The sequence below is a fragment of the Streptomyces sp. NPDC088730 genome, from assembly GCF_044751215.1.
In the GTDB taxonomy this organism is placed as follows: domain Bacteria; phylum Actinomycetota; class Actinomycetes; order Streptomycetales; family Streptomycetaceae; genus Streptomyces.
On the sequence record NZ_JBIVLK010000001.1, the window covers coordinates 246,724 to 264,393 of the forward strand.

General features: G+C 70.0%; 12 protein-coding genes and 1 tRNA gene. 6 read left to right on the forward strand and 7 right to left on the reverse strand.

Annotated elements, in window-relative coordinates:
- Positions 1-22 precede the first annotated feature (22 nt).
- The gene (locus ACIP89_RS01120) at positions 23-1,846 is read right to left on the reverse strand and encodes a 2-isopropylmalate synthase (RefSeq protein ID WP_402112258.1); all 1,824 of its coding nucleotides are present in this window, start codon (positions 1,844-1,846) and stop codon (positions 23-25) included.
- A 186-nt stretch (positions 1,847-2,032) separates the two neighbouring features.
- Here ACIP89_RS01120 and ACIP89_RS01125 point away from each other — a divergent pair, with 186 nt between their 5' ends.
- Positions 2,033-2,725: a FadR/GntR family transcriptional regulator gene (locus ACIP89_RS01125; protein ID WP_402112261.1), complete on the forward strand. Its 693-nt coding sequence runs from the start codon at positions 2,033-2,035 to the stop codon at positions 2,723-2,725.
- Between the two features lie 37 nt (positions 2,726-2,762).
- Here ACIP89_RS01125 and ACIP89_RS01130 read toward each other — a convergent pair whose 3' ends face one another.
- The 3 genes from ACIP89_RS01130 to aspT (ACIP89_RS01140) are packed head-to-tail and all read right to left on the reverse strand — an operon-like array spanning position 2,763 to position 7,861.
- Positions 2,763-4,424 carry a bifunctional aspartate transaminase/aspartate 4-decarboxylase gene (locus tag ACIP89_RS01130; protein ID WP_401921729.1) on the reverse strand — a complete coding sequence of 554 codons (1,662 nt, stop codon included), beginning with the start codon at positions 4,422-4,424 and terminating at the stop codon, positions 2,763-2,765.
- Between the two features lie 47 nt (positions 4,425-4,471).
- Positions 4,472-6,175: an aspartate-alanine antiporter gene (aspT, locus tag ACIP89_RS01135; RefSeq protein ID WP_402112263.1), complete on the reverse strand. Its 1,704-nt coding sequence runs from the start codon at positions 6,173-6,175 to the stop codon at positions 4,472-4,474.
- A gap of 9 nt (positions 6,176-6,184) precedes the next feature.
- Positions 6,185-7,861, reverse strand: a complete 1,677-nt coding sequence (gene aspT, locus ACIP89_RS01140; RefSeq protein ID WP_401921723.1) for an aspartate-alanine antiporter — start codon at positions 7,859-7,861, stop codon at positions 6,185-6,187.
- A 662-nt stretch (positions 7,862-8,523) separates the two neighbouring features.
- Between aspT (ACIP89_RS01140) and ACIP89_RS01145 the strand changes: the two genes are divergently transcribed.
- The 5 genes from ACIP89_RS01145 (at position 8,524) to ACIP89_RS01165 (ending at position 14,914) form a co-directional block, all read left to right on the forward strand.
- Positions 8,524-9,849 (forward strand): ABC transporter substrate-binding protein, encoded by a 1,326-nt coding sequence (locus tag ACIP89_RS01145; protein ID WP_401921721.1) that lies wholly within the window; start codon positions 8,524-8,526, stop codon positions 9,847-9,849.
- Positions 9,850-10,034: 185 nt separating this feature from the next.
- Positions 10,035-11,033: a carbohydrate ABC transporter permease gene (locus ACIP89_RS01150; RefSeq protein WP_401921718.1), complete on the forward strand. Its 999-nt coding sequence runs from the start codon at positions 10,035-10,037 to the stop codon at positions 11,031-11,033.
- Between the two features lie 15 nt (positions 11,034-11,048).
- Positions 11,049-11,969, forward strand: coding sequence for a carbohydrate ABC transporter permease (locus ACIP89_RS01155; RefSeq protein WP_401921715.1), 921 nt, complete (start codon positions 11,049-11,051; stop codon positions 11,967-11,969).
- 161 nt (positions 11,970-12,130) lie between these two features.
- A complete protein-coding gene (locus tag ACIP89_RS01160; RefSeq protein ID WP_401921712.1) occupies positions 12,131-13,591 on the forward strand; it encodes a GH1 family beta-glucosidase in 1,461 nt (486 codons plus the stop codon).
- 291 nt (positions 13,592-13,882) lie between these two features.
- Positions 13,883-14,914, forward strand: a complete 1,032-nt coding sequence (locus tag ACIP89_RS01165) for a LacI family DNA-binding transcriptional regulator (protein ID WP_401922011.1) — start codon at positions 13,883-13,885, stop codon at positions 14,912-14,914.
- Positions 14,915-15,001: 87 nt separating this feature from the next.
- Here the strand turns inward: ACIP89_RS01165 and ACIP89_RS01170 are convergent, their stop codons facing one another.
- The 3 genes from ACIP89_RS01170 to orn all read right to left on the reverse strand — a co-directional run bounded on the left by ACIP89_RS01170 (position 15,002) and on the right by orn (position 17,670).
- Positions 15,002-16,552: an FMN-binding glutamate synthase family protein gene (locus ACIP89_RS01170; RefSeq protein ID WP_402112265.1), complete on the reverse strand. Its 1,551-nt coding sequence runs from the start codon at positions 16,550-16,552 to the stop codon at positions 15,002-15,004.
- A 316-nt stretch (positions 16,553-16,868) separates the two neighbouring features.
- Positions 16,869-16,941: transfer RNA gene (locus ACIP89_RS01175), tRNA-His, on the reverse strand.
- Between the two features lie 126 nt (positions 16,942-17,067).
- On the reverse strand, positions 17,068-17,670 hold the full coding sequence (orn, locus tag ACIP89_RS01180; RefSeq protein WP_371773044.1) for an oligoribonuclease: 603 nt from the start codon (positions 17,668-17,670) through the stop codon (positions 17,068-17,070).

Genomic DNA, 17,670 nt, shown 5'->3' on the forward strand with positions numbered 1-17,670 from the left:
GGTGCGCCCCCAATCCGCCGGGCTACCGCGCCCGGTTGACCGCCGACAGCACCGCCGCCACCGACGACGCGAGCGCGGACGCGTCCTGGCCCGCCCCCCAGCGGACCTCGCCGTCCACCCGGCACTCCGCGTACGACGTCACCGTCGACCACGCCGCGTCCGCCCCGTGCTCCGAGAAGTCGAGGATCGTGACCTCCACCCCGGCGGCCGCCAGCGCGTCCGTGAACGCGGACACCGTGCCGGCGCCCGTGCCCTCGTAGTCGCCCTCGCACCCGTCCACCCGCAGCGAGCAGACGAACCGCTGGCCACCGGCCGGATCGCGCTCCGCGGACCAGGACGTCACGGCGATCGACCCGTCCCGGCCCGGGACCAGGTACGTGGCCTCGAACAGCTCCCACAGGTCCTTCGCCGTGGCCTCCAGACCACTGTCGTCCGTCGCCTCCTGCACCGTACGGGAGAAGTCCGCCCGCATCCGGGCCGGCAGGTCCACCCCGTAGCCGCCGCGCAGCAGATGGGCGATGCCGCCCTTGCCGGACTGGCTGTTGACCCGGATGACGGCCTCGTAGCTGCGTCCCACGTCCGCCGGGTCGATCGGCAGGTACGGGACCGACCACACCTCGGAGCCGCTGCTCTCGTGGTGTGCGAAGCCCTTGCTGATCGCGTCCTGGTGGGTGCCGGAGAACGCGGTGTAGACCAGGTCACCGCCGTACGGATGGCGCGGCGGCACCGGCAGCCGGTTGCAGTGCTCGACCGTGCGGCGGATCTCGTCGATGTCCGAGAAGTCGATCATCGGGTCGACGCCCTGCGCGTGCAGGTTCAGCGCCAGGTTGACCAGGTCGACGTTGCCGGTGCGCTCCCCGTTGCCGAACAGGCAGCCCTCCACGCGCTGCGCCCCCGCCAGCACCGCGAGCTCCGCGCAGGCCACCCCGGTACCGCGGTCGTTGTGCGGGTGGACGGAGAGGATCACCGAATCGCGCCGGTCCAGGTGGCGGTGCATGTACTCGATCTGGTCGGCGTAGACGTTGGGCGTCGCGATCTCCACCGTGGCCGGCAGGTTGTGGATCACCGGGCGGTCCGGTGAGGCGTCCCACAGCTCGGTCAGGCTGTTGCAGATCTCCAGTACGTAGTCCGGCTCGGTGAGGATGAAGACCTCGGGCGAGAACTCGAACCGGATGTCCGCGCCGGGCCTGGCCCGCGCGAGCCGCTCCATCCGCCGCGCGGCGTCCAGCACCACCCCGTGCACCCCGGCCCGGTCACGGCCCAGGACGACGTCCCGCCAGACGGGGGCGGTCGGGATGTAGAGGTGGACGACCACCCGGTCCATCCCCGCGACGGACTCGAAGGTCCGCTCGATCAAATCCGCCCTGGCCGGGGTGAAGACGACCACCGTCACGTCGTCCGGCACCGCCCCGCCGGCGGCCAGGTGCCGGACGAAGTCGAAGTCGGTGCGGCTCGCGGACGGGTAGCCGATCTCGATCTCCTTGAAGCCCATCGCGACGAGCAGATCGAACATCCGGCGCTTGCGCGGGGTGTCCATCGGCTCGGCCAGCGCCTGGTTGCCGTCCCGCAGGTCGACGGGCACCCAGAGCGGGGCCCGCTCCATCCGGGCCTGCGGCCAGGTGCGCCCGGTCAGCGGGATCTCCACGCGGTCGAAGGCGGACCGGTAGCGGTGCGACGGCATCGAGCTGGAGCGCTGCCGGTTCCAGCCGGGCGCGGCGGAGGGCACCGGGCCGCGCGGGGTGCAGATCGTGGGGAAGCCGTGCCCCGGTGACAGGGCGTCGGACACGGGCTCGGCCGTGGAGGTGGACGCGGCCGCAGACGTGGCCGCGGACAGGGTCTCTGGCATGGACTCGGGCATGAGCGGTATCTCTTCTCGCATCGCCGGACGCGACCGGCACAGCACGGCACCCCGCGGCGGGGTGCCGATCGCTTCAGGCCCCGCCGCGGCAGCCGAGAAGAAGGAGACCGCGGTACGTCATGGCCGGTACAGTAGCCAGAAACCAAGTCCTCAGACAACCTGACAGGTGAACTCGTGTCCTCGCTCGGCCCGCTCAGCCCCAGCCCCCTGGTCGACCAGGCCGCCAGCCATCTGCGCGCGCAGATCACCGAGGGGCACTGGCCGGTCGGCACGAAGATCCCCGGCGAGACCACCCTCGCGAGAACCCTGGGCGTGGGCCGCTCCACCGTCCGCGAGGCGGTGCGCACCCTCGCCGCGCTCGGCCTGCTCCAGTCCCGCCAGGGGGCCGGGGTCTTCGTCATCGCGGACCACGCGGCGGAGGACTGGCCGGTCCGGCTGCGCCGGGCCGCGGTCGCCGATGTCTACGAGGTGCGCATGCTGGTCGAGGTGCAGGCGGCCCGGCTGGCCGCCCGGCGCCGCACCGACGAGGACCTGACCGCCCTGGACGCGGCGCTCACGGCACGGCGGGCGGCGGGCGCGGGGCCCGACGACGGCTTCGTGGACGCGGACATCGCGCTGCACCGGGCCGTCCTGGCGGCGGCCCACAACCCCGTGCTCACCGACCTCTTCGCGGAGTTCGCCCCCGCGCTCCGCCAGGCGCTCATCGACCTGGTGGAGCTGACCGGCCTGCGCCGCGAGGACCCGCACCACGGCGACGCGGCCCATCAGGCGCTGGTCACGGCCGTCGTGGCGGGCGACGCCGAAGCGGCGGGCCGGGCCGCCCAGACGGAGCTGGAGAAGACCCTGGCCCGCCTGCGCGCCGCCTGACCGGCCCGCGTTGCCTCCGTGTCCGGTGCCGTCCCGGCTACGCGGTGCCCGCCCCCGAGTCCCGCCACTCCTGCGCGTACTCGTCGAAGATCGCCCGCAGCTGGTGCCCGATCTTCAGGTAGTCCAGGTCGTCCAGATTGGCCAGCGAGACCCGGACCGACCACTCGGGGCCGTCGAAGCCGCCGCCGTTCAGCAGCACCACGGACGTCTGCTCGGCCAGCCGGAAGAGCGGGTCGACGGGCTCGTAGTTCTGCTCCAGATAGTCGGCGAACTCCTTGCCCAGGGTGCGCTCCGCCTCGGCCAGCAGGTCGAGTTCGATGTAGTACGCGGCCCGCTTGGGGTCCTCCGAGATCTTCATGTGGGCGCCCTCCAGCAGGAGTTCCAGGCGCTGGCGCACGATCGAGCGGATCCGGGCCTTGTACGCCTGGCCCTCGTCCAGCATGTCGAACAGTGAGAAGAGCGTCATCATGACCTGCTGCGGCAGCGACAGGCCCGCCGTGTGGTTCAGTGCCACCTGCCGGGAGTCCGCGACCAGCCGGTCGATGAACCGGATCTTCTCCGGCTCCAGGGACAGCGTTCCGTACCGGCTGTGCAGCCGGGCCTGCTGCGCCGCGTCCTGCGCCCGCAGCATGTCGTCGATGACGTTGTCGTCGTGCAGCCCGATGACGCCGAGCCGCCAGCCGGTGGCGCCGTAGTGCTTGGAGTACGAGTACACCAGCAGCGCGTTGCGCGGCAGGTCCGCGGCCAGCGAGCGGAAGCCCTCGACGAAGGTCCCGTACACGTCGTCCGTCACCACGATCAGGTTCGGGTTCCGGTCCGCGACGATCGACACGATCTGCTCGGCGACCTTCGGCGAGAGCGCGAGCGAGGGCGGGTTGCTCGGGTTGACGCAGCAGACCAGCCTGACCGAGGGATCGGCCAGCTTCTCGATCTCCTCCGGCGGGTAGCGCCACTGCCGCACGCCGGTCTCGGTGAACAGGTTCGCCTCGACGCGGACGACGTCGAAGCCGTACGTGTCGAGCTCGGGGATCTCCAGGTACGGCGTGAACACCGGCACCATCAGGGCGATCCGGTCGCCCTTGTGCAGGATTCCGTTCTTCATCAGCGAGTCGAAGATGTAGCACATCGCCGCCGTGCCGCCCTCGGTCGCGAACAGGCTCAGGTGCTGGCCCTCCGGCGGCCGGTGATCGAACATCTCGTCGGCCACGTACCCGCGCACGATCTGCTCCACATGCGTCAGGATGCGCCCCGGCACCGGGTAGTTGTCCCCGATCGAGGAGTCCGCCAGCTCGTGCACGAAGGAGTCGGGCACGAAGCCGAACCGCTTGACCGCCAGGTCGATGCTCGCCTGGAGCAGCTCGATCCCGGGCAGCTCCGGATGCGTGCGGACGAAGGTGGCGAAGCGCTCCGCACAGCCCGCCTCCTCCGGCATCCCGCCCAGGTTGTCGGCCGTCCAGACCCGGCGGGACTCGGAGAGCGCGAAGTAGCCGAGTGCGTGGTACGCCTCCCGGGGGCCGGTGGCGATCCAGTTGGGGTTGCCTCGGCCCGCGTTGAGCATGGCGCGCATCGCCTTGCCCTTCTGGCCGGGCTTGTCGCTCTGCTCGGCCTGGGCGATGCTGATGAACTTGTCCTTCAGCTCGAACGGGCTGAGCTGGGCGAAAGAGCGGATCTCGGCACGGCTGAGGGTGGCCTTGGGCATGTCTGCGCTCCCGTGTTCAGGTTCGTTGGTCATGAGGACGATCACGTTCAGTGGTTGAGGATCACGATCACGGCGCCCCACACGGTCAGCAGCACATTGCCGACGGCGTACGGGATCGTGTAGCCGAGCGTGGGGATCTGCGATCTGGAGGTCTCGTTGATGGCGCCGATCGCCGCCGTGGTGGTCTGGCCGCCGGCCAGCACGCCCATCAGGATCGGGAATCTGATCTTCTGGATGTAGTGGCCCACCAGGAAGCCGACGAGCAGCGGTACGACCGTGGCGACGGCACCCAGGAGCAGCAGCCCCCAGCCCGCGGACGACAGCCCGCTGGTGAAGCTGGGGCCGGCGTTGATGCCGACCACCGCGACGAACATGCACAGCCCGAGGGTGTCCATGAACCACTGGGCGCCCGGCGGCACGTTCCCGTACGTCGGGTACTTGCCCCGGATCCAGCCGAAGACCAGCCCCATGATGAGGCCGCCGCCCGAGGTGGAGAGCGAGATCGGCACCCCGCCGGCCGTCAGCGCCGGAATGCCGATGCAGCCGCCGAGGAAGATGCCGAGGCCGACCCAGACCATGTCGGTGGCGAAGCTCGTCGGCACCGGCTTGCCGAGCTCCCGGCCCGCCGGGCCGACCAGCCGCTCGGGACCGGTCAGCACCAGGGTGTCCCCGCGCTCGACCGGGGTGGAGAGCCGGAAGGGGAATTCGGCGCCCGCCCGGTAGATCTTCTCGATGTAGACACCGGCCATGAACGGCTCCCGGCGCAGCTCCGCCACCGTCCGCCCCAGCCGGGCCTTCTCGGACGCCACCACGTGCAGGGTCTCCGTCCGGTACCCGAGCAGCGCCGCGTCGTCCGCCTCCGCGCCCACGTGGGTACGGGCGTCGAAGTCCACCAGGTCGTGCCGCAGCGCGCTGACCGCGACGGTGTCGCCGTCCCGCAGCACCAGCGTCTGGGCCTGCGGCAGGATCGTTCCATCGCGCCGGACCTGGGTGATGTAGACGCGCCGGCCGAGCGCCTGCTGCTGGCTCTCGAAGTCCCCGATGCTGCGGCCGACGAGATCGGGGCGCTCGACCCGGTAGGCACGCAGCACCGTCTCGTAGTACCCCTCGCCCTCGTCCGGGTTGTCGTCCGGCGCGTCCAGCTCCGCGGCCAGCTCGGCGCTCTCCCGGGCCAGGTTCCTGCGGTAGAGCCGCGGCAGTACGTTGGCGAGCAGCATCGCGCACAGGATGGTGCCGAGCGGATACGTCACCGCGTAGCCGACCGCCACCAGGTTCTGCTCGGACTTCACCTGTGCGGCGGAGAGGCCGGGCAGGGTGCCGATGGCGTCCTGGGCGACACCGATGGCCGCCGACTGGGTGAGCGCGCCGCTCATCAGGCCGGCGCCGAGGCCGGGCCCGTAGCCGAGCACGACGGCGAAGAGCCAGGAGACCAGCAGGCCCGAGACGCAGACGACGACCGCGTTGACGACCTGCGGCAGTCCGTCCTTGCGCAGCCCGCGGAAGAACTGCGGGCCCACCCGGTAGCCGAGGGCGAACAGGAACATGATGAAGAAGAGGTTCTTCACCGTCCCGTCGATCTGGACCTTGAACTGCGCGCCCAGCACCAGCCCGGCCACCAGACAGCCCGTCACCGCGCCCAGCGCGATGGCCTTGTAGCGGATCTTCCCGATCAGGAAGCCGAACGCGACGACCAGGAAGACCAGCAGCTCGGGATGGGGAGTGAAGATGTTGCGGTTCAGGAAGTCGATCATTGAGGCCCCCTATGCGCCCAGGACTCCGACGAGGATCGGTCCGGTGAGTGGCAGCAGGAAGTTCGAGAGCGCGTACGTGATCGTGTAGCCGAGCAGCGGTACGGAGCTCTGTGCCACCTGGGTGATGGAAGTGATCGCCGGGGTCGAGCACTGCTGTCCCGCGATGGCCCCGATCAGCAGCGGTTTCTCGATCCGCAGGAGCTTCAGCCCGACGATCAGCGAGATCGACGCGGGGATCAGCACCATGGCGATGCCGGCGAACGGCAGCAGCGCGCCGTACTCCTTCAGCAGCGGCCAGGCCTGCGGTCCCGCGGTCAGCCCGGTGCAGGCGATGAAGACGGCCAGGCCCAGGTCCTTCAGGGTGTTCGCGGCCTGCGGCGGGAAGGCCCCGAAGGTCTGCCTGCGGGAGCGGAACCAGCCGAAGAGCAGCCCGGTGACCAGGCAGCCGCCGCCGGTGCCGAGCGACAGCGGGATGCCGCCGATCCGCACGACGACCTGGCCGAGCAGTGAGCCCGCCGCGATGCCGAGGCCGAGATAGATGTAGTCGGTGGTGTCGTTCTTGACGACGGCGCCGATCTTCGCGACGAGCCGGTTGAGCCCGGCACGGGCACCGACCAGCGTCAGTACGTCACCGCGCTGGACCGTGGTCTCGGCCGAGGCGGGCAGGTGCTGGTCGTTGCGCAGCACGTCGGTGATGTAGACCCCGTCCTTGCGGAACTCGGGATGGGTCTGTTCCAGCCGGGCGATGGTCGAGCCCGCGGTGGCCTTCTCGGTCACCGCGACCTGGGTGGTGGCCAGGGGGGTGTCGAGCCCGGGTACCGCCGGTGTCTCGGGGCCGATCTCCCGGCCGGCCGTGATGATGGCGGAGCGCCGTCCGACGACCTGGACCAGGTCGCTCAGGGTCAGTTCCAGATCGGGGGAGGGGTCGAGCACCTTGCTGCCGCGCTTGACGCCCTCGACGGTGACGGCGTTGTCGAGACCCGCCTCCAGCTCCCCGATCCGGCGGCCGTCCGCGAGCGTCACCAGGAAGGTGCGGCCGACCGTCCCGGGCAGCGCCTCCCGCTCGTCGTCCTCCAGGCCGGGGGCCCCGCCGCGCATCTTCTCCCACAGTTCGCGCGAGGCGTCGGCGAGGTTGATGCGCAGCAGCATCGGCATGATCTGGCTGGTGAACAGCACGATGGTGATCAGGCCGAAGAGGTAGCAGACGGTGTACGCGGTGGCGACGTGCCCCTGGTACTGGGTGATCTGGCTCTGGCTCAGGTTGTCGAGCTTGCCGATGGCCTCCGTGGCCGTGCCGACGACCGCGGACTCGGTCGCCGCGCCCGCCAGGATGCCGGAGGCGGTGCCCACGTCGAGGTCGAACGCCTTGGCGATGCCCAGGGCGATGCCGAGCACGCAGACCAGCTCGATCAGGCAGAGGGCGAAGAAGCGCAGGCTCCTGCGGTTCAGGTTGGCGAAGAACTGCGGCCCGGCCAGGTAGCCCAGCGAGAAGATGAACAGCGCGAAGAAGACGGTCTTGACGTCGTCGTTGACGCTGACGTGCCGGGTGCCGATCAGCAGCGCGACGATCAGCGTCCCGCAGATGCCGCCGAGGGTGATCGGGCCGACGCGGATCTTGCCGACCAGATAACCGAGGGACAGGCAGAGGAAGAGCGCGAGCTCGGGATGGTCCCGGACGACTCCCATGCGGCCTCACCCACCCGAGCGAATATAAAGGATCAATAGGTACATAGCGGTGAATTTAACAGGGCGTGAGGTGTAAGGCATTTCCGGCCAGTTGTCCGTATGTCGGCCACCCTGCAGCCGCCCGGCGGTTGACCGCGCACCCCGGCGCGCCGCCCATCGGATTCGGGGAAAGAACGCGGAGGCGGTCCGGGCCGCCCCCGCGAGGCGGTGTCCCGTTCACCTTCCGTCGGGCCCTGGCGGCCCGACCGGGGCGGGGGCGGCTGTTTCCGGATGGCTCCGGAAATCCGGGCCGATCGGCTTGGATCCGCCCCCCCTGCTCCGCTGATCCGCCCCCAACACCCCTTTCACCTGCGGGTATTCGGGAGGCGCGGGTTCCGGTTTCCTCGTCCACGCGCTTTGGCAAGCCCTTGGCCGGACACGGTCTCGTGACTTGCAGGACACGCTCGCGCAACGGAAGCGTCTTCAACTCTTGACACCCACCCCTCCCAGGCAGGAACCTTCCGACATCGACGCATGGGAGCGCTCCCACATCGCGGGAGGATTTCTCGCGCGAACGGCACTGCCCGTGTCCTCCCCCCTGAACCACCCGGCGCCCGCACCCACCGGCGCGGAACGCCACGCAGTCAGAACGCCAGTCCCACCCTGGAACAAGGAGTAGTGGAATGCGTATCACCCGCACCGTCGCCGGCCGAAGCCGCAGAGCCGCGGTTCTGGTCACCACGGGCCTGACAGCCTCGGCCCTGCTGCTGACCGGCTGCAGCAGCGACTCGGACTCATCGGACACGAGCTCCGATGCGAACGGGAAGATCACGCTGACCGTCGCCGACTACGGGCAGTTCGGCTACAAGGAAGCCGGCCTCTTCGCCAAGTACCACGAGCTGCACCCGAACATCACGGTGAAGGAAGACACCACCGCCGAGGAGAAGAACTACTACCCCAAGCTGCTCCAGCAGCTGACCTCCGGCAGTGGGCTGGCGGACGTCCAGGGCGTCGAGGTCGGCCGGATCAAGGAGGTCGTCGACACCAAGGCGGACCAGTTCGCCGACCTCAGCAAGGTGATCGACGTCAACGACTGGGTGTCCTGGAAGGAGAAGCAGGCCACCACCAAGGACGGCAAGGTGATCGGCGCGGGCACCGACATCGGCCCGATGTCGCTCTGCTACAACACCGAGCTGTTCAAGAAGGCCGGCCTGCCGACCGACCGCAAGGCGGTCGCCGCCAAGTTCGCCGGCGGCTGGGAGGACTACCTCAAGCTCGGTGAGGAGTACCAGAAGAATGCCCCGGCGGGCACCTTCTTCATGGACTCCGCGAGCGCGATGTTCAACGCCGTGGTGAGCTCCAACCCGAAGCAGTACTACGACGAGTCCGGCAAGCCGATCTACAAGGACAGCCCCGGCGTCAAGCAGGGCTGGAACCTCGCCGCGGAGGCCGCTGACAAGAAGCTGACCCAGGGCCTCGCCCAGTTCGGCGACCCGTGGAAGGCCGCTCTGCGCAAGAGCACCATGGCCACCGTCGTCTGCCCCGCCTGGATGGCCGCGCAGATCTCGGACGCCGCCGGTGAGGGCAACAAGGGCAAGTGGGACATCACCACCGCCCCCGGTGAGACCGCGTCCAACTGGGGCGGCTCCTTCCTCGGCGTCCCGACGGCCGGCAAGCACGTCAAGGAGGCCGGTGAGCTCGTCAAGTGGCTGACCGCCCCCGAGCAGCAGGCCGCCGTCTTCAAGGCGACCGGTCTCTTCCCGTCCAACAAGGGCGCGTACGAACTGGCCGACGTGAAGACCGGCAAGCTCCCGTACTTCAACGACGCGCCGATCGGTGAGATCTACGCCGACGAGGCCAAGTCCATCCCCGAGACCGTTCTCGGTCCGAAGGACGCCGATATCAAGGACGCCATCTCCACCCAGATCAACAACATGGAGCAGCGCGGAACCAGCCCCGACAAGGCCTGGGACACAGCGGTCGACAAGATCGACAAGGTGATCGGCTGACGGTCGCAGCGGCGGGCGGCCCCAGGGCCGCCCGCGCCTGCGTGTCCCCATCCCGCGCCGGGGCGGCCCGCCTCCCGGTGGGCTTCCGCGGGGCGGCCGGGTCCCCGGCCGCCCCGCGGAAGCCCATCGCGAACGCCGCCGCCCGTACCCGGGTAACCAAGCAATCCAGGGAAGGACTCCCGCCCGTGGCCACCTCGACTCCCACCCGGGACGCATACGCACCGCCGCCCCGCGGCTCCCAGCGGAAACCGGTGAACGCCCGCCGGCAGACGTGGCGGAGCCGGCTCTGGCGCTTCGACGACAAGGCATCGCCGTACGCCTACATAGCCCCGTTCTTCCTCGTCTTCGGCGCCTTCGGGCTCTACCCGCTGATCTACACCGGCTGGATCGCCCTGCACCGGGTGGAGATGACCGGCCTGGACCAGATGGAGTGGGTCGGCTGGGCGAACTTCGACACGATCCTGCACGACGCGGAGTTCTGGACGGCCGTCACCAACACCTTCCTGATCGGTGTCATGTCGACGGTCCCGCAGCTGCTGGTCGCGCTCGGCCTGGCCCATCTGCTGAACTACAAGCTCCGCGCCAGCACCTTCTGGCGGACGGTCATCCTCACCCCGTACGCCACCTCGGTGGCCTCCGCGGCCCTTGTCTTCGCCCTGGTCTTCCGGGCCGACGGCGGTCTGCTGAACTGGGTGCTGCACTTCGTCGGTCTCGGTCACACGAACTGGGCCAACGGCGAATGGACGTCGAAGATCGCCATCTCGGTCATCGTGATCTGGCGCTGGACCGGCTACAACACCCTGATCTACCTGGCTGCGATGCAGGCCGTGCCGTCCGATCTGTACGAGGCCGCCTCGCTCGACGGTGCCTCGCGCTGGCAGCAGTTCCGCAAGGTGACCATCCCCTCGCTGCGGCCCACGATCCTGTTCACGATCGTCATCTCGACCATCGGTGCCATGCAGCTCTTCGGTGAACCCCTGCTGCTGGAGGGCGGCGCCATCGGCGCCACCGGCGGAAACGAGAATCAGTACGAGACCCTCAGCGTCTACCTCTACAACTACGGCTGGCACCTCGGGCATCTCGGTCCGGCCGCCGCGGTCGCCTGGGCGATGCTCGCCCTCCTGCTGATCATCGCCGGGATCAACTGGCTGTTCGGCCGCTTCGTACGCAAATCCGCGGTCTGACCGGGAGCGATATCCATGACCATCACCAGCCCCACCCAAGTTCCGGGGACCGCCCTCCCGGCACCTACCGTGCACCGCGCGCCGAAGCGCGCGAGCCGCTTCAGGCCCGGCGCGGGCAAGCAGCTGAACGGCGGTCCGTTCGCCTACATCGCGCTGGCCGTCGTCGGCCTCGGATCGCTGCTGCCGCTGTACTGGACCCTGGTGGCCGCGTCCCACACCCAGGACGAAGTGCTGGCCTCCACACCGCCGTTCCTGCCGGGTGGCCGGCTGATGCACAACCTCGACGCCGCCTGGAACCAGGCCCACCTGGGCAAGGCGATCGTCAACAGCGTCATCGTCTCCGGCTGCATCACAGCGGCGACGCTCTTCTTCTGCACCCTGGCCGGCTACGCCTTCGCCAAGATGCGGTTCCGGGGCCGTGGCGCCCTGATGACCGGCGTCATCCTGACCCTGACGATCCCGCCGCAGCTCAGTGTCGTCCCGCTGTTCATGATGATGGCCGACCTCGGCTGGGGCGGGAACCTGGAGTCGGTGATCTTCCCGACCCTGGTCAGCGCGTTCGGCGTGTTCTTCATGCGGCAGTACCTGAGCGAGGCGCTCCCGTACGAGCTGATCGAGGCCGCCAAGATCGACGGCGCGAACAACTTCCGCATCGTGCTGAGCATCGTGCTGCCGGTGGCCCGCCCGGCGATGATGGTGCTCGGCATGCTCACCTTCGTCCAGGCGTGGAACGACTTCTTCTGGCCCTACCTCGCCCTGAACCAGCAGAACCCCACGCTCCAGGTGGCCCTCGGCCAGCTGAGCGCCTCCTACACCCCCGACCAGAGCATCGTGATGGCCGGCGCGCTGATCAGCACGCTGCCACTGCTCGTGGTGTTCGTGGTCTTCGGCAAGCGGATCGTCGGCGGGATCATGTCCGGCGCCGTCAAGGGCTGAGACCTCCGCCGACGACCACTGCCCGAAGCCCCGTACGGCCCCTGCCCGACCGGGGGCCGTGCCGGAAGTCCCGTACGGCCCGTACCCGACCGCGGGCCGTACGGGTTCCGGAGCACCACCCTTTCCCGCCGCTGTCCGTCCACTCCTGGGAGCGCTCCCGCATGACTGCTGTACGACCCGACATCGCCCCGAAGCAGGCGCCCGAGGCAACGAGTTTTCCGACAGGCTTCGTCTGGGGGGCGGCCACCGCCGCCTACCAGGTCGAGGGCGCCGCGGCCGAGGACGGCCGCACCCCCTCCATCTGGGACACCTTCAGCCGCACGCCGGGCAAGGTCCGCAACGGCGACACCGGAGACATCGCCGCCGACCACTACCACCTGTACCGCGACGACGTGGCGCTGATGAAGCGGCTCGGGCTGAAGGCGTACCGTTTCTCCATCTCCTGGTCCCGGGTGCAGCCCACCGGGCGCGGCCCCGCCGTCGAGCGCGGCCTCGACTTCTACCGCAAGCTCGTCGACGAGCTGCTCGAAGCCGGCATCACCCCGGTCGCCACCCTCTACCACTGGGACCTGCCCCAGGAGCTGGAGGACGCGGGCGGCTGGCCGCAGCGGGTGACCGCGGACCGGTTCGCGGACTACGCCGCGATCATGGCGGGCGCCCTCGGCGACCGCGTCGGGACGTGGACCACCTTCAACGAGCCGTGGTGCTCGGCCTTCCTCGGTTACGGCTCCGGGGTGCACGCGCCGGGCCGCACCGAGCCCGCCTCCGCCCTGCGGGCGGCCCATCACCTCAACCTCGCCCATGGCCGGGCGATCGAGGTTCTGCGCGGTCGACTCCCCGCTGCCGCGCAGACCTCGGTCACCCTCAACCTCCACCAGGTCCGCCCGCTCACCGCGAGCGCGGCGGACGCCGACGCCGCCCGCCGGATCGACGCGGTGGGCAACCGGATCTTCACCGGTCCGATGCTGCGCGGCGAGTACCCCGAGGACCTGATCGCGGACACCAGGCACCTGGTGGACTGGTCGCGGCTGGTCCAGGACGGCGACCTGGCCGCCATCTCCCGCCCGGTCGACGTGCTCGGCGTCAACTACTACACGCCCACGCTGGTCTCCACACCGGCGGAGGGCGCCGGGGACACGCGCAACGACGGACACGGCGCCAGCGACTACTCCCCGTGGCCCGGCTCCGAGCACGTCGCCTTCCACCTGGCCGAGGGGAAGGAGCGCACCGCGATGAACTGGTCGATCGACCCCAACGGGCTCTACAGCCTCCTCATGGACGTCAGCCGGGACCACCCGGGGCTGCCCCTGATGGTCACCGAGAACGGCGCCGCCTTCGACGACTACGTCTCGCCCGAGGGCCGGGTGGAGGACCCCGAGCGGATCGCGTACCTGCACGGCCACCTCGACGCCGTGCGGCGCGCGGTGGCCGACGGCGCCGATGTCCGGGGCTACTTCCTGTGGTCGCTGATGGACAACTTCGAGTGGGCGTACGGCTATTCGAAGCGCTTCGGCGCGGTGTACGTCGACTACGCCTCCCAGCGCCGCATTCCCAAGGCGAGCGCCCACTGGTACGCCGACGTGATCCGCCGCCACGGCCTGCCGCCGACCGGCCCCGTCTGAAGCCCTGAAGGCCAACCTCCCTCGTCTCCAAGGTGGTTGACCTCCGCCGCCTGAGCGGCCACCACCTCTGAGACCCGGCCCGGTGCCGGGTCTCAGTCGTGTCCGGGGGTCCGCCGGGTGCGGCCGCACCCCCGGCCCGCGCGGGCGCTTGACCACGCGCGTAGGGTGGGAGCGCTCCCACGGTGGGGCGGGGGAGCGGCCGACCGGTCCCGTCGAGTGTCAAGAGAGCCAACGCCAGGACTTGGTTTGGTTATCCGACTGTGAGAAATTGACCGCGAACGGGAGGCAGCCATGACGGCAGCGCGAGTACGGAGCGGGGGCCGGCCCACGCTGGAGGAAGTCGCGGCACGGGCGGGCGTGGGCCGCGGCACGGCCTCCCGCGTCATCAACGGCTCCCCGAGGGTCAGCGCGCACACCAGGGAGGCGGTGGAGGCGGCCGTCGCCGAGCTGGGCTACGTACCCAACCGCGCCGCCCGCGCCCTGGCCGGCAACCGCACGGACGCCATCGCACTCGTGGTCCCGGAGTCCGAGAGCCGCTTCTTCGCGGAGCCCTACTTCTCCGACATCGTCCGAGGGGTCGGCGCGGCCCTGGCCGACACCGAGATGCAGCTGCTGCTCACTTTGGTCGGCAGCGACCGCGAACGCCGCAGGCTGGCCCAGTACCTCACCGCCCACCGCGTGGACGGCGTGCTGCTGGTCTCCGTGCACGCGGACGACCCGCTGCCCGACCTGCTGGAGCAGCTCGGCATGCCCGCCGTGATGAACGGCCGCAGATCCGCCGCGGAGCCGCTGCCCTCGGTCGACTCCGACAACTTCGAGGGCGCCAGAGCAGCCGTCGAGCACCTCGCCTCCCGGGGCCGCCGCTCCATCGCCACCATCACCGGCCGACTGGACGTCTACGCCTCCCAGCGACGCCTGGACGGCTACCGCAAGGCCCTGGCCGACGCGGGCCTCGACCCCGACGAGCGGCTGATCGCCCCCGCCGACTTCTCCGAGGAGGGCGGCGTCCGCGCCATGCGCGAGCTGCTCGCCCGCCGCCCCGACGTGGACGCGGTCTTCGCCGCGTCCGACCTGATGGCCGCAGGCGCCCGCCAGGTGCTCCGCGAGGCCGGCCGGCGCATCCCGGACGACGTGGCCCTCATCGGCTTCGACGACTCGGCCGTGGCCCGTCACATGGACCCCGCCCTGACGAGCGTGCGGCAGCCGATCGAGGAGATGGGCCGCACGATGACCCGGGTGCTCCTCGGCCTGATCGCGGGCGAGAGCGACGAGCGGCCGCAGATCGTGCTCCCGACGGAACTGGTCGTGCGCGACTCGTCGTGAAGCGGGGCCGGGCGGCCGCGAGAACGCGGACACCCGGCCGACCGCACCGCCCGCCTCCCGGATCAGGCGCTGGGCACCGGCGACTCGTCACACGTCGGTGCCGGACTCATGGAGCGGGGCCGGTTCGGCGGTGAGGAGTGCGGTGATCTCCTGGGCGAGCTCCGGGCCGAGCTCGCCCCAGCCGTCCTTGTAGCCGTAGACGCTCGCCAGGACCCGGGCGTCGTAGTCGCCGTTCATGATCTCGACGTCGCCGGTGGTGATGAGTGCCGGGTGGGCGACGCCGACAGCGCCCGAGATCTTCAGCAGCTCCTTGCGCAGGGTGCGCAGGTAGGTGGCGGCCCGGGTGGCCTTCGAGGGTGCGTCGACACCGCGCACCAGCCACGGGTCCTGGGTGGCGATGCCGGTGGGGCACTTGTCGGTATGGCATTTCTGCGCCTGGATGCAGCCGATGGACAGCATCGCCTCACGGGCGACGTTGATCATGTCGACACCCAGGGCGAAGGCGACGACGGCGTTCTCCGGCAGACCGAGCTTGCCGGAACCGATGAACGTGATGTCGTCCGTCAGACCCCGCTCGGCGAACGTGCCGTAGACCCGGGAGAAGCCCATCCGGAACGGCAGCGACACCGAGTCGGAGAAGATGAGGGGTGCCGCCCCGGTGCCGCCCTCGCCTCCGTCGATGGTCACGAAGTCGACGCCGCGGTCGCCACGCGCCATCAGCGTGGCCAGCTCCTCCCAGAAGCCCATCTCCCCGACCGCGCTCTTGATCCCGACCGGCAGACCGGTCTCGGTGGCGAGCAGTTCGACGAAGTCGAGCATCGAGTCGACGTCCTGGAACGCGGTGTGCCGGGAGGGCGAGGCGCAGTCCACGCCGTCCGGGATGCCGCGGATCTCGGCGATCTCGGGGGTCACCTTCGCGCCCGGCAGCAGCCCGCCGAGCCCCGGCTTCGCGCCCTGCGAGAGCTTGATCTCTATCGCCTTGACCGGGGCGCCCGCGACTACGTTCTTGAGCTTGTCGAGGCTGAAGGTGCCGTCCTCGTTGCGGCAGCCGAAGTACGACGTCCCGATCTGGAGGATCAGGTCACCACCGTTGCGGTGGTACTGGGAGAGGCCGCCCTCGCCCGTGTTCTGCATCGCGCCGGCCATCGCCGCGCCCTTGTTGAGCGCCGTGATGGCCGGCCCGGACAGCGATCCGAAGCTCATCGCCGAGATGTTCACGATGCTCGCCGGCCGGAACGCCTTGGCGCGCCCGCGCGGGCCGCCCAGCACCTTGGCCGAGGGCAGCGGGCTCTGCGGGTCGTGCAGATCGGGCAGCGGGCCGGCGAACGTCCGCTGCTTCACGTACGCGTGGCCCTGTATGTGCTCGACGTCCATGTCGGTTCCGAAGCCGAAGTAGTTGTTCTCCTCCTTCGCCGACGCGTAGATCCAGGTCCGCTGGTCACGGCTGAACGGGCGCTCTTCCTCGTTGGACGTCACGACGTACTGCCGCAGCTCCGGCCCGATCGTCTCCAGCAGGTAGCGCGCGTGTCCGATCACGGGGAAGTTTCTGAGCAGTGCGTGCTTCTTCTGGACGAGGTCGCGGGCAGCCACCAGGGCCAATGCCGCGGCGGCGGCCGCACCGATGCTCCGAGCGCGCATGAACGTTCCTCTCGTCGACTGCTCGATATCCGACTCCATCGCTGCGCGGCGGATGTCGTGACGTTGCGCGGCGGACGCGTTCAGGCGGGAGCCGGCGTCCGTCGACGAAACGCCACATGATGCTAGAAGTCTCGCGGACGGACGGGCGCGGCAGGGTGCGTCATCGGGTGGCGGCCGGCGAGACCTTGCAGGTCACGGCGGTGGGGACGCGGAGTTCGGGGGTGTTTCTTGCGGACGGCCGTCAGGTGGCCGCTCCGGGCCCCGGCGCATGAAGAAGGCCTGACCCGTTCGCACGGGTCAGGCCTTGATCATTAAGGGTGAGTAACGGGACTCGAACCCGCGACATCCTGGACCACAACCAGGTGCTCTACCGTCTGAGCTATACCCACCATGTCCGGGCGTTTCCGACCGGCCGAGAAAAAGTGTACAGGGTCCGAGAGGGTGCTCGCTCCCTCATTGTTCTGCCGCCGGTCCCGGCCCCCGAAAGGGCCGTGACCAGCGGTTTCCCCCGGCGCCTAGGCCGAGGGCTGCGACAGCCGTGCCGCGATCGACTTCGCGCGTTCGGAGTCCGGTCCCGGCTGCGGGACGAAGACCGCCTCGCGGTAGTAGCGCAGCTCCGTGATGGAATCACGGATGTCCGCCAGCGCCCGGTGGTTGCCGTTCTTCTCCGGGCTGTTGAAGTACGCCCTCGGGAACCAGCGGCGGGCCAGTTCCTTGACCGAGGAGACGTCGACGATCCGGTAGTGGAGGTAGCCCTCCAGCGACGGCATGTCCCGCAGCAGGAAGCCCCGGTCGGTGCCCACCGTGTTCCCGCAGAGCGGGGCCTTGCCGGGCTCCTTCACGTGCTCGCGTACGTAGGACAGGACCCGCTCCTCGGCGTCGGCCAGGGTGGTACCCCCGGCCAGCTCGTCGAGGAGGCCCGAGGCGGTGTGCATCTGCCGCACCACCTCGGGCATGGTCTCCAGGGCCGCGTCCGGCGGGCGGATCACGATGTCCACCCCGTCGCCGAGCACGTTCAACTCCGAGTCGGTGACCAGTGCGGCCACCTCGATGAGTGCGTCTTCCGTCAACGAGAGCCCGGTCATCTCGCAGTCGATCCACACCATGCGGTCGTTCAT

Bases quoted from the DNA above. Each gene is read 5' to 3' on its own strand.
- ACIP89_RS01120 (WP_402112258.1), bottom strand. From the start codon at position 1,846: ATGCCAGAGACCCTGTCCGCGGCCACGTCTGCGGCCGCGTCCACCTCC.
- ACIP89_RS01130 (WP_401921729.1), bottom strand. From the start codon at position 4,424: ATGCCCAAGGCCACCCTCAGCCGTGCCGAGATCCGCTCTTTCGCCCAG.
- aspT (WP_402112263.1), bottom strand. From the start codon at position 6,175: ATGATCGACTTCCTGAACCGCAACATCTTCACTCCCCATCCCGAGCTG.
- aspT (WP_401921723.1), bottom strand. From the start codon at position 7,861: ATGGGAGTCGTCCGGGACCATCCCGAGCTCGCGCTCTTCCTCTGCCTG.
- ACIP89_RS01145 (WP_401921721.1), top strand. From the start codon at position 8,524: ATGCGTATCACCCGCACCGTCGCCGGCCGAAGCCGCAGAGCCGCGGTT.
- ACIP89_RS01155 (WP_401921715.1), top strand. From the start codon at position 11,049: ATGACCATCACCAGCCCCACCCAAGTTCCGGGGACCGCCCTCCCGGCA.
- ACIP89_RS01160 (WP_401921712.1), top strand. From the start codon at position 12,131: ATGACTGCTGTACGACCCGACATCGCCCCGAAGCAGGCGCCCGAGGCA.
- ACIP89_RS01165 (WP_401922011.1), top strand. From the start codon at position 13,883: ATGACGGCAGCGCGAGTACGGAGCGGGGGCCGGCCCACGCTGGAGGAA.
- ACIP89_RS01170 (WP_402112265.1), bottom strand. From the start codon at position 16,552: ATGCGCGCTCGGAGCATCGGTGCGGCCGCCGCCGCGGCATTGGCCCTG.
- orn (WP_371773044.1), bottom strand. From the start codon at position 17,670: ATGAACGACCGCATGGTGTGGATCGACTGCGAGATGACCGGGCTCTCG.